This is a genomic window from Streptomyces monticola (assembly GCF_042665355.1).
Classification (GTDB): Bacteria; Actinomycetota; Actinomycetes; order Streptomycetales; family Streptomycetaceae; genus Streptomyces; species Streptomyces monticola.
Window position 1 is genome coordinate 22,015 of record NZ_JBHTCF010000005.1, and the last position, 12,546, is coordinate 34,560.

The 12,546-nt window shown below is 65.5% G+C and carries 14 protein-coding genes; 9 read left to right on the forward strand and 5 right to left on the reverse strand.

What is annotated here, in order from left to right; all coding sequences use genetic code 11:
- The first annotated feature begins 4 nt into the window (after nt 1–4).
- The 3 genes from ACFQVC_RS13840 to ACFQVC_RS13850 all read left to right on the forward strand — a co-directional run bounded on the left by ACFQVC_RS13840 (nt 5) and on the right by ACFQVC_RS13850 (nt 1,192).
- Entirely contained in the window at nt 5–367 is a 363-nt protein-coding gene (locus ACFQVC_RS13840) for a DUF397 domain-containing protein (RefSeq protein WP_381830629.1), read from the forward strand.
- A gap of 92 nt (nt 368–459) precedes the next feature.
- Nucleotides 460–687 carry a hypothetical protein gene (locus ACFQVC_RS13845; RefSeq protein ID WP_381830631.1) on the forward strand — a complete coding sequence of 76 codons (228 nt, stop codon included), beginning with the start codon at nt 460–462 and terminating at the stop codon, nt 685–687.
- Between the two features lie 43 nt (nt 688–730).
- The gene (locus ACFQVC_RS13850; protein WP_381831038.1) at nt 731–1,192 is read left to right on the forward strand and encodes a DUF6879 family protein; all 462 of its coding nucleotides are present in this window, start codon (nt 731–733) and stop codon (nt 1,190–1,192) included.
- A gap of 334 nt (nt 1,193–1,526) precedes the next feature.
- Here the strand turns inward: ACFQVC_RS13850 and ACFQVC_RS13855 are convergent, their stop codons facing one another.
- Nucleotides 1,527–1,991 (reverse strand): hypothetical protein, encoded by a 465-nt coding sequence (locus tag ACFQVC_RS13855; protein ID WP_381830632.1) that lies wholly within the window; start codon nt 1,989–1,991, stop codon nt 1,527–1,529.
- 636 nt (nt 1,992–2,627) lie between these two features.
- On the opposite strand from ACFQVC_RS13855, the gene ACFQVC_RS13860 reads away from it, so the two are divergent.
- From ACFQVC_RS13860 to ACFQVC_RS13875, 4 genes are all read left to right on the forward strand, one after another.
- Nucleotides 2,628–3,311 (forward strand): hypothetical protein, encoded by a 684-nt coding sequence (locus ACFQVC_RS13860; RefSeq protein WP_381830634.1) that lies wholly within the window; start codon nt 2,628–2,630, stop codon nt 3,309–3,311.
- Between the two features lie 68 nt (nt 3,312–3,379).
- Nucleotides 3,380–4,822: a transcriptional regulator gene (locus tag ACFQVC_RS13865; RefSeq protein ID WP_465270592.1), complete on the forward strand. Its 1,443-nt coding sequence runs from the start codon at nt 3,380–3,382 to the stop codon at nt 4,820–4,822.
- 5 nt (nt 4,823–4,827) lie between these two features.
- Entirely contained in the window at nt 4,828–6,648 is a 1,821-nt protein-coding gene (locus ACFQVC_RS13870; RefSeq protein WP_381830636.1) for a DEAD/DEAH box helicase, read from the forward strand.
- A 251-nt stretch (nt 6,649–6,899) separates the two neighbouring features.
- Nucleotides 6,900–8,093, forward strand: coding sequence for a DNA cytosine methyltransferase (locus ACFQVC_RS13875; protein WP_381830638.1), 1,194 nt, complete (start codon nt 6,900–6,902; stop codon nt 8,091–8,093).
- On the opposite strand, the gene ACFQVC_RS13880 is transcribed toward ACFQVC_RS13875, so the two are convergent.
- From ACFQVC_RS13880 to ACFQVC_RS13890, 3 genes are all read right to left on the reverse strand, one after another.
- The gene (locus ACFQVC_RS13880; protein ID WP_381830640.1) at nt 8,085–8,585 is read right to left on the reverse strand and encodes a very short patch repair endonuclease; all 501 of its coding nucleotides are present in this window, start codon (nt 8,583–8,585) and stop codon (nt 8,085–8,087) included. The genes ACFQVC_RS13875 and ACFQVC_RS13880 overlap by 9 nt on opposite strands.
- A gap of 89 nt (nt 8,586–8,674) precedes the next feature.
- Complete coding sequence (locus ACFQVC_RS13885) at nt 8,675–8,896, reverse strand: DUF397 domain-containing protein (RefSeq protein ID WP_381830642.1); 222 nt, start codon at nt 8,894–8,896, stop codon at nt 8,675–8,677.
- Complete coding sequence (locus tag ACFQVC_RS13890; RefSeq protein WP_381830644.1) at nt 8,889–9,683, reverse strand: helix-turn-helix domain-containing protein; 795 nt, start codon at nt 9,681–9,683, stop codon at nt 8,889–8,891. The genes ACFQVC_RS13885 and ACFQVC_RS13890 overlap by 8 nt, the downstream gene beginning before the upstream one ends.
- A 537-nt stretch (nt 9,684–10,220) precedes the next feature.
- Here ACFQVC_RS13890 and ACFQVC_RS13895 point away from each other — a divergent pair.
- Nucleotides 10,221–10,514 carry a hypothetical protein gene (locus ACFQVC_RS13895; protein ID WP_381831040.1) on the forward strand — a complete coding sequence of 98 codons (294 nt, stop codon included), beginning with the start codon at nt 10,221–10,223 and terminating at the stop codon, nt 10,512–10,514.
- A 51-nt stretch (nt 10,515–10,565) separates the two neighbouring features.
- Here the strand turns inward: ACFQVC_RS13895 and ACFQVC_RS13900 are convergent, their stop codons facing one another.
- Nucleotides 10,566–11,558, reverse strand: coding sequence for an SEC-C metal-binding domain-containing protein (locus tag ACFQVC_RS13900; RefSeq protein WP_381830646.1), 993 nt, complete (start codon nt 11,556–11,558; stop codon nt 10,566–10,568).
- A gap of 199 nt (nt 11,559–11,757) precedes the next feature.
- On the opposite strand from ACFQVC_RS13900, the gene ACFQVC_RS13905 reads away from it, so the two are divergent.
- The gene (locus tag ACFQVC_RS13905; RefSeq protein ID WP_381830648.1) at nt 11,758–12,537 is read left to right on the forward strand and encodes a class E sortase; all 780 of its coding nucleotides are present in this window, start codon (nt 11,758–11,760) and stop codon (nt 12,535–12,537) included.
- Nucleotides 12,538–12,546: the final 9 nt, after the last annotated feature.

The window sequence follows — 12,546 nt, forward strand, 5'->3', positions numbered from 1 at the left end:
AGGGATGTACATGCACACGTACGACTGGCAGAAGTCCTCGTACTGCCAGGAGGGCGACGCCTGCGTCCATGTGGCCGCCACTCACGAAGCAACCATCCTGCTGACCGAAAGCGCCGACCCCGCCAGGGGCACGCTCACCACCACTCCTGAGACTTTCGCCGCCCTCCTGCGCGCCCTCAAGGACGGCCGGAGCCCCGCCCCACGCTCCGGCCTGATACTCGACCACACCGGAGAAACGGTCCGCCTAAGCACCCCCACCGCGCCGGAGGCGATCCTCACGACGACCCGCACGAAGTGGGAGACCTTCGTACGGGGCGTACGGGCGGGGGAGTTCGACCACTTCGGCGAGTTCCCGCAGCAACCTTAAATCCCTGCAAGCGTCCGCAAGTTGCGTGCGTCACGGGAGAGTTGCCTGCAAGCTCAGAGGTAGAGATCGCCGGCCAGAGTATGGAGGACACCGTGGCTCTGCATCTGCTGGGCAAGGACCCTGATTCGCCGGAGGGCAAGTCCCCGACCGTCTACTACGACGATGCGACGGACAACTACCTGGTTCAGGGCTGGAAGGTCTTGGACGGCGAGCGGCTGTCGAAGCTTGACCTGCCGGACCATGAGACCGTCGTCGAAATTCCCAAGCGCATGATGCAGTTCTTCCCGGAGGTGAACGGCGGTGGAGGAGCCCACGTTTGAAGGGTTGTTCCGGCTGGCCAAGCGATCTGCCGTGCATCTGGAGATGCGGGACGGCTATATGCAGTCCGACCCGGAGTACCTCGCGTGGCGGGATGGTACGCGTGACCAGTCCCGCTACCTGGACCAGGAGAAGAGTCCCTGGCTCGCGCTGATGCGGGAGATCACCGGCCGGGGCGTCACGGTACGTCGGGCGCGGATCGTGTCCGAGCCCGTCTCGGACTACATCCGCTTCGAGCACCATGTGACGGCCGGGAACGTCGAGGCCGGAGAGCAGGTGCGTTGGTTGCCTCGGCGCAGAGCTTCGGATCTCGCGCTGCCCGGGAATGATTTCTGGCTGTTCGACGAGAGCCTCGTCGTATTCCTGCACTTCACCGGGGAAGGGGAGCTGTCGCCCGAAGGAGATGAGGAGCGTACGGCAGATCCGGCACTGGTACGTCTGTGCTCAACGGCCTTTGAGTCGGTGTGGGAACGCGCTGTCCCGCACGAGGAATACCGGTTGTCCTGACACGGCTCAGCGGCGGTACACGGGTACACGGGTACACGGGTACACGGGTGCATCAAGTGACTGCTTCACCTTCCTCGGCTGTATAGGAAGCGCGCAAAACCCTGGGCAGAAGCCTTCGGAGATCCGTCAGGCAGCGGGATTCATAACGCCACGGGCGTTCGCCGCCCGTGCCGGCTGGACAGCCCTTTCCGGGGGACGGCCTCGTGGCCGGCAGGCCTGGTGGGGAAATGAGCCCGACGGCGTGCCGTTGAGGGGCTGCCGGCGCGGGTCTCGGGCCCTGCTGGTCGCGATGGACGAGATGCAGGGCGTGCTGAGCATGTCCGCGCAGAGTGGATCAGTAAGCGTTGTGACGATAGCCCTGCTCACCTGCGGTCGCGCGCTCCAGTAACTCCTCGGCGGTGGAAGGGTATTGGGCGCCGATCAGGGATCTTGCGATCGCCATGATCTCCCGTGCGTCACGGTATGAAGCGTTCCTCAGGAGGTGCTCGACTGCTTCGTCCAGCCCTCTCGTCCGGCAAGAGATCATCGCTCGGGCGGTCTCGCCGGGATCGGCCATCGTCGCTGCGTGATCCAGGATGACTGCGACGGCCTCGTAGCGGCCAGCCGCAATATGCGAGGCGAGGTCGTCAACAGCTGGCCAGAACGCAGCTTCAGAGTGGCTTTCCTGATGTTGCCGGTCCCCCTCCCCTAGGGGGACCGGCAACACATTCTGTTCGGGTCTGGAGGAAGCGATGCCTGCGCTCGCAGTCCGATCAGCCGGCCCTGCTTCCGGTGAGGCTTGCGGCTCGAGCCGGACCACTGCGCTACACCTCGCGCATCGCAGCTCTCGCGTCGCGGAGAACCGCCCCGCTCTGGTGCTGCGGACCTCCTCTATCTTCTTTTCTATGTCCTCCCAGGACACAGGTAGCGAGTCGCTCTGCCCCGCAGCCGCTTCCGAAGCAAGGTCGTACAGGGTTCGGTACGGGGGCGCCTGAGGGCGGCGCCGCTTCCCGTTGAACATGTCGGAGAGCACGGACCTCGATATGAAACGCCGCCTGTTGCGAGCGTGCCCATGCTTCTGGAGACGGTCACTGAGCTCGGACAACGACATACTGCCGACTGCTGCGCCGAGCCCTCGCGTGATCTCCGCCAGCTCACGCGCAGGGCCAGGCGGCAAGTCGAGATCCTTGTACTGCCCGCGCTTCGGCACTTCTGTGCTCCCCACATGCCTGCTCGTCTACGTGCGCTGCTGCTCCTTGCCTTGGCAGCGATTGTGGCCTGCTTTCTCCCTGCTGCGGGTGGGACTTCTGTCCCAAGTTTTGTTGGGACAGCGAACTGCTTCCGTCCTAGCCGTTCGATGGAGTTGAGTTTTAGGGGATCGGCGAGGGCTCCCGCCGGGCCAGTGCTGGTGGGCATGCGCGTCGTACGGAGCGGATCTAACGGGAGAAGGTGGACTGTGCACACGGATATGCCGTCCTGGCGGGACACGAACCTCGGCACAATGAAGAGGGCCGCGCTGTGGCTCGTACAGGAAGTGGGGGTTGGAGCGACCTTCACCAAGGGCCAGCTGCGGGACGCGTTCCCGGAGGTGGCGCAGATCGACCGGCGCATGAGGGATCTTCGCGACTTCGACTGGCAGATCCATACCAGGCGTGAGGACGTGACGCTTGAGGCGAATGAGCAGCGGTTCGTAGCGCAGGGCGAGCCGGTCTGGGAGCCGGGCAAGGCGACCCGCAGGGCCGGCGCCACGATCTCTGCCGCGCAGCGGCACGAACTTCTGATGCGCGACGGTCACAAGTGCCGCTCGTGCGGCATCGGCCCCGGTGAGTCCTACGTGGGTACTGACGTGGCCTCGCAGCTTGATGTGGCCCGCCGCACGGTCAACCTGCCGGACGGGCAGAGTGAGGTCCAGCTGGTCATCGAATGCAACCGGTGCCGTGTCGGCAACCGCGGACTGACCGTGGACCTTGAAGGACTGCTTGGCCGGCTCAAGGCTCTGTCGGCCTACGAGAAGAAGATCCTCTCCGCCTGGGTGGCCCAGGACGCACGCGGATTCAGCGAGCTCGAGGACCTCTGGGCCGCTTACCGCACCTTGCCGGCGGATTCCCGCGACCGGTTCATTGAGGGCTTGGGCGACTAGGGCCCAGTGCGCCATCTTTGCGGGGCGGCAGGCCGTCGCCCCGCAGCTCTCGATCCTCGGTCAGCCTGATGAAGACCTTGTTGGAGGAACAGGATATGTCCGTCGACTTCGGCGTCCCGCCGCTCGCTCATGAGAACCGAGCGCTGGTCGAACAGCGGCTGAAGGAAGTGCACGAAGGACAGGGTGTGCCAGAGACCCTTACGGTCGAGTTCAGGGGGCAGCGTCGGCATATCGAGGTAATCGACATGCCTGTGTCCCAGCTCTTCTACAACCCTGGCACGCACCGCATCCGTGCCCAGAGCAGCCACGATCCGGAGCATGAGGCCGCCCTGAAGGCGGACCCGTATAGCGAAGAGAGCCAGGACTATCTCCAGAGCCTGCTCACCTCGATGCCCGCTGACCCGACAAAGCGTGATCCGGACTTCGATGCCCTCAAAGCCAGCCTGCGCGATCATGGTCAGACCGAGCCTGGCTTGATCACAAGGGAGGGCATTCTGGTCAATGCCAACACCCGCCGTGCCGCGCTCAAGGAGCTTGGCGCGCTCAATATCAGGGTGGGAGTGCTGCCGGCGTCGTGCACATGGGCGGATATCCACGCGGTGGAACTCTCGCTCCAGCTTCGCAACGACGAGCGTCGCCCCTACTCCTACATCAACCACTTGCTGGCCGTAGGGGAGCAGCTGGAGTTCGGCCGCGAGCTTTCAGAGATTGCCCGAAGCTTCCATACCACGACGCCGGCGGTGGAACGGGACGTGTGGATCCTGGGCCAGCTCCGTGACTTGGTGAAGCGGAGCGAGGCCGGAGGGCTGTCTCTAAGGCTCATGGACTTCGAGGACGCCAAGGAGAAGCTGTTCGAGCTGTACCGGGCCTACTCCAAAGAGCGTGCCAAGAACAAGGAGAGGGCAGATCTCCTGAAGGAAGCGCGGCTGTCGGCCATCGTCCTCGACTTCGCTAAGACGGACGTCCGCTATATCGGACCTGATTTCCAGGCCCGCTACCTCGACCAGCGTCTGCCGGAAACGGTCAGGCCCAAGGCTGAGGCGGCGCCGATGGCGGTGGCGATCCCCGGCCTCAACAGGACTGTCGAGGCCGCTGGAGCGCCGGTCGCTGCCGCAAGGGCTCTGACTGACTCGCTCCTGCAGGCCAAGGCGGTACAGGTTGCCCAGAGCAAGGCTCCCGCGACTCAGCTGGCAGCAGCGTCCGCGGCTTTGAAGGAGCTGGAGGATGTCTTTAACGAGGCCATTGAGTTTGCTGGCAAGGACTTCCGGCTGCGCAAGAAGCGTTTGGCCGCCCCTGACCGCGTAACCGATGCCGCCAAGGACCTTGAGCAGTGCATCACCGATCTGGTCATGTCGCGGGGGAATGGCAGCCTCGACGAGGACGCGTTCGACGATGCCCTCCTGAAGCTGCGTGAGGTGATGCGCAAGCTCGGTGTGGAAGCAGGCAAGAGCATCGCACTCCCGGGTGAGGGCCTCGCCTGGCTCCGCAGCGCGGCTGCCGAAGGGCAGTGACCGCTGTGTACGAGCAGCAGGAACCGTCCCTTCGTATCGGCTTCGACGCGACGCGGACCCGGGTGGTCTTGCGCGCGCGGAGTGGCCTTGAAAGCGAACTCTCGCAGCTGGCCGCCCGAATCGCTGCGGGCGGCCAGCGCGGTCCGCTCACAGCAGAGATCGACCTCGACGATTTTCTCGCTGGCATCAGCGAGCTTGGCGGCTGGACGGATGCGGGCGTTGAATGGGAAAACGCTGTAGCCAACCTCGTCAACGGCGTACTCGACGACGCCGCCACTGCCGAGCGCAACCTTCGCGACGAGGCAGCCCCCCCGTCCGGTATCTCACCAGACGACATTGATTCTCTGCTCGGACCGGTATGGTCCGGTAACCTCACAGATTTTCAGCGCCGCGACATCGCGCGGCTCCTCTCGCTGAGGCACGGGGCCAACTTCAGCGTCCCCGGGGCCGGAAAGACTCGTGTAGCCCTTGCCGTCTTCGCCGCAATGAAGGAACAGGGGCATGTGCAGCGCCTGCTCGTCGTCGGGCCGAAATCCGCTTACGAGGCCTGGGAGTTCGAGGCATTCGCCTGCTTCAAAGAGCCGCTTCGCACGGTAGTGATGGCTGGGGCCCCCGACCCGGGCGCCGAAGTGCTGATCATGAACTACGAGCGCCTCGGCCGCTCTGTTGTCGCCCTAGCAGCGTGGCTCCGTGCGGCTCCGGCCATGATCATCCTTGATGAGGCCCATCGTATGAAGCTCGGCGCGAGCGGCACATATGGCGCTGCATGCCTTGCCCTGGGCCCTCTGGCTGAGCGGCGTTTGATCCTCACCGGGACGCCGGCCCCGAATGGCGCCCGTGATCTGGAGAACCTTCTCTCCTTCGTGTGGCCAGGGCACGGCAAGAGTGTCGTCTCCAACGCTGTCGGTGGTGGCGATCTGGCCTATGCGAGTACGGTCCTGCGGCCGCTGTTCACACGTACTACCAAGCGTGAGCTCGGTCTGCCGCCGTTCGAGCCGAAGGTTCGCTACGTCGACCTTCCGCGTCTGCACCGGGAGGTCTATGACGCGCTGAAGGGCAACCCGTCCAGGCGCTCGGGAGACCTTGAATCACTGGGCAAGGCGATGCTCCGCATGCTCATGGCGGCCACCAGTCCCGCGTTGCTTGCCGCCGGTACGACGCCCTACGAGCCGCTTTCCTACCAGGTCCCGCCGCTCGAAGCGTCCCCCGATGACTCCTTGCATGCACTTATGCAAAACCTGCCGCAGCACGAGCTGTCGCCGAAGTACGAGGAAGCAGTGCGGATCGTTGCCGGCAATGCCGCGGCTGGCCGCAAGACAATCGTGTGGTCGACGTTCGTCCGAAGCATCGCCACACTGCAGCAGCTCCTCGCCCCGCACGACCCGGCTGTCGTTCACGGCGGGACCCAGGACCGGGAGGAGGAGATTCGACGCTTCCGCGAGGACCCCGACTGCATGGTCCTGATCTCGAACCCCGCGACCCTCGGAGAGGGCATCAGCCTGCACCAGGACTGCCATGACGCTGTCTATGTCGACCGCGACTTCATGGCTGGCCGTTACCTGCAGAGCCTTGACCGCATCCACCGTCTAGGCCTGCCCCCAGACACCGAGACAAGGGTGACCGTGCTGGTGGCGCGAGGCACGTTGGACGAGGTTGTCGAGTTGCGGCTGAAGGAAAAGCTGGAGTTCATGGGAAGTATCCTCGACGACCCATCAGTACGACAGCTTGGCGATCTCCAAGAAGAGGGCCCCGCCGTGGCCGGTATGGATGCTGCGGACATCCGAGCGCTTCTGTCCCACTTGGATTCGCCTCCATCCAACCCCTGAGTGCCGAAGTCTTGCTGTCCTGCCGCCCCGTCTGTCGCGTGGGCGGCATGACAGCAACTATGATTCGGGACTCGTGCTCGGAGACGTGCTCCTGGTTCACTCGTGACGTGCGCTAGCCGTGGTGCCGGTGGCCCTCCCCTGGAAACCCCTGGCATGATCGGCGATGCGCATTGGTCGCTCTCGTGTTCGGATGGCTAGTCCCGCGATGGCCGTCCTCGAGCAGACCACGGGTGTTCCTGAGGAGGGCAGTGATGGCAGTAGCGGACCGTCGCCAGTACACGTCGGTTGAGATCTGCGCCGGCGCAGGCGGTCAGGCCATCGGCCTCCATGAAGCGGGTTTCACGCACCGTGCGCTTGTCGAGATTGATCCGGATGCCTGCGCTACGTTGACGAAGAATGTCCACCGGATTGGTGGAGGAAAGTCGATTGTTCACCAGCGGGATCTTAAGCTCTTCACCGGGAAACCGGATGGCGACAAGCCTTCCGATGCGCATTTCACTATCGGCGACTTGGGGCTGGCAAAGGGCGAGATCGATCTCCTTGCGGGGGGTGTTCCCTGTCCTCCGTTTTCTTTTGCGGGCAGGCAGTTGGGCGCCGATGACGAGCGCGACCTATTCCCCGTCATGCTTGAGATGGTTGAGGCGCTAGACCCCAAAGCCGTGATGATCGAGAACGTGCGCGGTTTGCTTGAGCCGAAGGAGAAGTTCGCCCCGTACCGAGCCCAGATCTTGGAACGGCTTTCGGATCTCGGATACGTCTGCCGTGAAAGCGATTGGTCGGTCCTGGAGGCCCAGTACTTCGGTGTTCCGCAGTTGCGCCCCCGCGCCATTCTCGTGGTTATGAAGGAGCCCTATGCCGACCACTTCGCAGGATTGCCGCACGGCAGTGCTGCAGATATCGTTACTGCGCGCAAGGAGCTATCGCGGTCAATGCTAGCCCGCTTCAACAGCCTCAGAAACACGGAGTACAAGGAAGCGGCTGAGGCGGCATGTGCGCGCTGGAAGGACCCCGAAGGGAAAGTCGACGGTGTCGCCCCCACGCTCGTCGGCGGATCTCGTAAGCACGGCGGGGCGGACCTTGGGCCCACCCGTGCCAAGCGGGCATGGGCTGCGATGGGGGTGAACGCCCTCGGAGTGGCCGACGAGGACCCTCTTTCCAATCCGGAAAGGCATCTCCTGCGTAAAGAGGGGCCGATGCTCACAGTCAAACAGGCTGCCCGCATTCAAGGGTTCCCGTCTGATTGGATTTTCACCGGACGTAAGACCGCTGCATACCGGCAGGTAGGAAATGCCTTCCCGCCCCCGGTGGCGAGGGCCGTCGGCGAGCGGATTATGCAGGCTATCGAAGCTTGTGAATCGGGTGCCGTGCCGCTGCCAGAGCGGGCAGCTGCTGGCGTGCTCCCTGCGCAGCAAGATCAGCAGTTGGAGCTTGTACCTTCAGCCTGAACTAGCAGGGGAACCGGCCGAGTCCTGCAGATCGCGCGCACGCTGTCGACGAAGCTGGACTGCATCGCATACAGCTTTGGAACAGGCTCCCGCCGCTTCGTGCTCCCAGAACCGGAGCACTAGCCACCCGGCTTCGCTGAGTCTTTGGTCAGTGTCACGGTCACGCTCCATGTTGCGTACCACTTTCTCTGACCAGTACCCGGAATTGGTTTTCGGCGGTACGTAGTGCTCGGGGCACCCGTGCCAGTAACAGCCATCAATGAAGACGGCTACCTTGGATGGCCGAAACACCATGTCTGCAGTGCGTCGAAGATTCGGCAGAGGGCGCGCGGCAATGCGGTAGCGCAGCCCCTGAGCATGCACGAGTCGACGGATGAGGAGCTCGGGCTTAGTGTCGCGGCTCCGGATCGCTTGCATGTTGCGTCGGCGGGCTGCGGAGGACGCCCAGGATCCTTCCGGCGCCGTCCACTCCCGTTCAGCTTCGGAAGACACATTCCTAGCGTAGTGGAGGTACTCGAAGCGATCAGACGGACCCTGGTGCGCCGACATTCCCGCTCCTGTGCGAAGACAGCTAGCGAAAATCAGAAAGCAGGATCCCCGGCCTTGATCGCCGTGACGAACGAGGACCAGCTGGCCGCCGGGAAGAGGAGTGCAGGACCGTGCGGGGTCTTGGAGTCGCGGACGGGGACGCCTTTTGGATGGTCGTCCAGTATCTCTACGCAGCTGCCGCCCTCGTTGCCGCTGAACGACGACTTGCGCCAGCCGGCCAGTGCGGAGGAGTCCGGGATGGTGTGTTCAGCCATGGTGTCCGTAGTCCTTTGCGGTCGCCTTCATGAGGGCCAGTGACTCCTTGAGCGGCATCGCGTCGCCCAGCGCAAGATCGTAGGCGCCTTGGAGGCGGTCGACCATGGCAGGGGAGTCGTGCACCTTTCCCACCTGGATGCCTTCGGAATATGCGACCGGAGGCTGGTCCTCGAACCGCAGCAGGGTGAGCATGCCCTGCATCAGTGGATGAACGCCAAGACCGAATGGCAGTACGTGGATTCGCACGCGTCGTGTCTCCACCAGCTGAACCAGGTGCAGGACCTGCTCCACCATGACGTCCGGCCCGCCGGCCGTGCGCCGTAGCACTGCTTCGTCGAGAAGGGCCCAAACTACGGGCGAGATCGGGTCATTGAGGATCTTCGCCCGCTCAAGTCGTGTGACAACGAGCCTGTCACATTCCTCTTCGCTCACCGGAGGGAACGACGTGCCCAGAACCGCACGCGCGTACCTTTCGGTCTGCAGGATGCCTGGGATGAACGACAGCGCGAACTCCCGGATCATGACCGCCTGTTGTTCGAGCAGTCGCGCCGGCTCGAAGTAGTCCGCGACCGCGGCGTCCTTGTCCGGGAGGAAGCTGCTCAGTACGTTTCCGGTGTTCAGGGCGGTGTCGAGGCGCCGCGCGTCCTCCTTGGACGGGGTCCGTCGGCCTGCCTCGATGTGTGCGATGTGCGAACGCGTCATGATCGCCGCGTCGGCCAGTTGCTGCTGCGTCAGGCCACGCGCCTCGCGCTGGGTTCTGATCCACTCGCCGTAGGTGTTGTTCATTCGCCCAACTCCTGTGTGACAGGCGCTTTGTAGCCCTGGAGGCACTGGTCAGGCTACGCCGCTCCACTCCACTCTGTGAGCGGATCGCTACGCAGTGATCGCTCGTAGATGGCGGAGACCCCCGCGGCCGCTCGCGACGGCCCGGGGGCGTGGCCATCAACCCACCCAAGCAACGGAGTTGATGACAGTGCTGGACTCTATCGCCCGGTTCTTTGAGCCGCTCCTGCGGCTGCTCTGGCCTGCGCAAGGAAGGCATCGCTGGCCTGAGCCCGATGTCCCGGCCCGGGCCCGCCCAGACGAGGCCCCGCCCCGCACTCCGCGTCCGCGAGGCCCGCAGACTCCCCATGAATCCGTATTGTGCGGCGCGAGCAGTGCGCTTGTCCGGCCCTACCTCGCCGTTCATGAGCGCGAGGAAGCCCGGCGTCAGCGTGCGCGGCGTCGGGCCCTTTGGTTTGCCGTGCATGGCATCGACGTAGGGTCTCGCACCATCCACGGGGTCGAGGTGCCTGCGTGACGCGCGACAGCGGCCAGTCAGCGATGACGTCAGGGAGCGTGGCGCGGTTGCTGCCCTGGGTCAGCCCGGAAGGCAAACCGTGCTATCTCGTGAGCGACGACGGCACCGGGTATCTCTCCCGTTTCGCCGACGAGGTCGAGGCCACGCAGCTCGATATGGCCGACGAACTTATCGATCACGCCGCCGACATGCTCGCCGATCTCACGGCCACCCCCGAGCAACTGCGCTACCTCGTGGCGCGCATGGTGGAGTCGCTGCGGGACGTGAGCCGTGTCGCCGAGAGTCGCGGTGACCGTCTGCCTGGGGCCGGCTCATAGTTCTGAGGAAAGGTCTGACGAGAGCTCTGGCGAGAGTGCTGTTCAGCGAGCTCAGTCGGCTCCGTGACACTCCCCATAAGCCCGCCCCGACCCACACCAACACCCCTCCCCGCCCCTCGGCGGCCACCCCACAGCTCGCCCCCGCGCGGCCAGCGTCGTCGCGTACTGCGGGAGCAGGGATGCGTCCTCCGGGGACGACGCTTCCGAGGCGGCGAAGGCCTCGTACGACGGGACCGTGGCCGTCACGATGCCCAAGTTCGGGGTGCCGGAGGCGGAGAGTTCCCTCAGGGAGGACTCTATGGTCGACAAGTGGGCCTCGTGGGAGGGGTACTCGGAGGTCAACGCCGGGTACGCCGTGAGGAGTTCCGTGAGTTCCGTGGCCGGCCAGTGCAGGACCGCCACCGGGAACGGGCGGGAGAGGGCCTCGCGGTAGGAGCCCAACTCCGCGCGCAGGCGGGCGATTTCGGCGCGGAGTTCGGTGGGGTCCTCCGAGCCGAGGGACCAGACCCGCTTCGGGTCGTGGAGTTCGTCCAGGGGGACCGGGGAGGTCGAAACCTCGTCGGCCAGGATGTCCCACGTGTCGTGGTCGAGGCCGAGCAGTCGGCGGACCCGGTGGCGGGTCAGGAGGAGCGGGTGGGTCTCGGGGGCCGTCTGTTCCGCGGGCGGCACCAGCGCCGTCACCGCCTCGGTCAACAGGTCCTGTGCCTCCTGGAGTTCGTCGTGCGACTCCAGCGCCTCCGCCGCGATCACCCAGGGGGCCGGGTCCCGGGGGGACGCCGTGCGGATGCCGGCGATGATCGCGTGGGCCTCCGCCTCGTGGCCGTACTCCCACAGGTTCGCCGCCTTCAGGGCGCGGATCAGGGTCGGGTGCTGGGGCGAGCGGGCCAGCAGGTCGTCGTAGAGCCCGGTGGCCCGCGCACGGTCGCCGGAGAGTTCCAGATGGGCGGCCGCGTGCAGCAGCAGCTGCTCCGCGTCCTCGGGGTACTGCGCCGCGGTACGCAGCAGACGTTCGGCTTCGGCGGTGTGATCCGTGTCGGGGCGCATGGGGGACACGGTACTGCGGGCCGCGGACATCGGTGCAGGAGCGTTTCGGTTGCGGTGGCCGTTGCGGTGGCCGTTGCGGTGTCCGTTGCGATGGTCCTTGTCCGGCCCGCCCCCCCCGCCGGCGCCCGGCTTGTTCCGTCTCTCTGGTTACCTGCGCTCCCAGCGCCTATCCTCCGGGCCTGCCCAGGGAGGAGGCACCGTGCGGGAACGGGTTCCGGTTGTCGTGCGCAGGCGCGGGCGCTCGCCCCTCGCGCGCGTGCTCTGGAACGGGGCCGAACTCGCCGTCACCCTCGGCGTCCTGCTGCTTCTGCTCGTCGTCCATCAGCTGTGGTGGACCAACCGGCAGGCACGTGACGGTGCCGAGCGGCAGGTGCGGGAACTGGAGCAGCAGTGGGAGGGGGGAGGCGGGGTCGATGTGCCCGCCGGGTCCCGGCCCGAGCCCTCTGCCAGTGGTGAGGAGGACGATGACAGCGACACCGAGCGCCGCGAGCGGTCCGCCTCCGGCACCGGACCCCAACGGCCCCGCTGGGACCAGGCCTACGCCGTGCTCTCCATCCCGCGGATCGGCGTCCGCGTGCCCGTCGCCGAAGGCGTGAGCAAAGGCGGGGTGCTCGACAAGGGGTACGTGGGGCACTATCCGCGGACCGCGCAGCCGGGGCGCCCCGGGAACTTCGCGGTCGCCGGGCACCGGAATACCCACGGCGAGCCGTTCCGGTACATCAACCGGCTGCGGCCCGGGGACCGGCTCGACGTGGCGACCAAGGGCGCCGTCTACACGTACGCCGTGGACAGTTCGCTCGCTCAGACGCTGCCCGGTGACGGCGGCGTCATCGAACCCGTGCCGCGCAGCCGCGTGAAGCCGGGAGCGGGGTACGAAGAGCGCGGCTACTACCTCACCCTCACCACCTGCACGCCTGAATTCACCTCCAAATACCGACTTGTCGTGTGGGCCAAGCTGAAGTCGGTGCGGCCTCGGTAGGGTCCCTGT

What these genes read in the sequence shown, in the direction of transcription:
- ACFQVC_RS13875 (WP_381830638.1), top strand. Translation starts at nt 6,900, where the DNA reads ATGGCAGTAGCGGACCGTCGCCAGTACACGTCGGTTGAGATCTGCGCC.
- ACFQVC_RS13885 (WP_381830642.1), bottom strand. Translation starts at nt 8,896, where the DNA reads ATGGCTGAACACACCATCCCGGACTCCTCCGCACTGGCCGGCTGGCGC.
- ACFQVC_RS13840 (WP_381830629.1), top strand. Translation starts at nt 5, where the DNA reads ATGTACATGCACACGTACGACTGGCAGAAGTCCTCGTACTGCCAGGAG.
- ACFQVC_RS13900 (WP_381830646.1), bottom strand. Translation starts at nt 11,558, where the DNA reads ATGCGCCCCGACACGGATCACACCGCCGAAGCCGAACGTCTGCTGCGT.
- ACFQVC_RS13895 (WP_381831040.1), top strand. Translation starts at nt 10,221, where the DNA reads ATGACGTCAGGGAGCGTGGCGCGGTTGCTGCCCTGGGTCAGCCCGGAA.
- ACFQVC_RS13850 (WP_381831038.1), top strand. Translation starts at nt 731, where the DNA reads ATGCGGGACGGCTATATGCAGTCCGACCCGGAGTACCTCGCGTGGCGG.
- ACFQVC_RS13865 (WP_465270592.1), top strand. Translation starts at nt 3,380, where the DNA reads ATGAAGACCTTGTTGGAGGAACAGGATATGTCCGTCGACTTCGGCGTC.
- ACFQVC_RS13890 (WP_381830644.1), bottom strand. Translation starts at nt 9,683, where the DNA reads ATGAACAACACCTACGGCGAGTGGATCAGAACCCAGCGCGAGGCGCGT.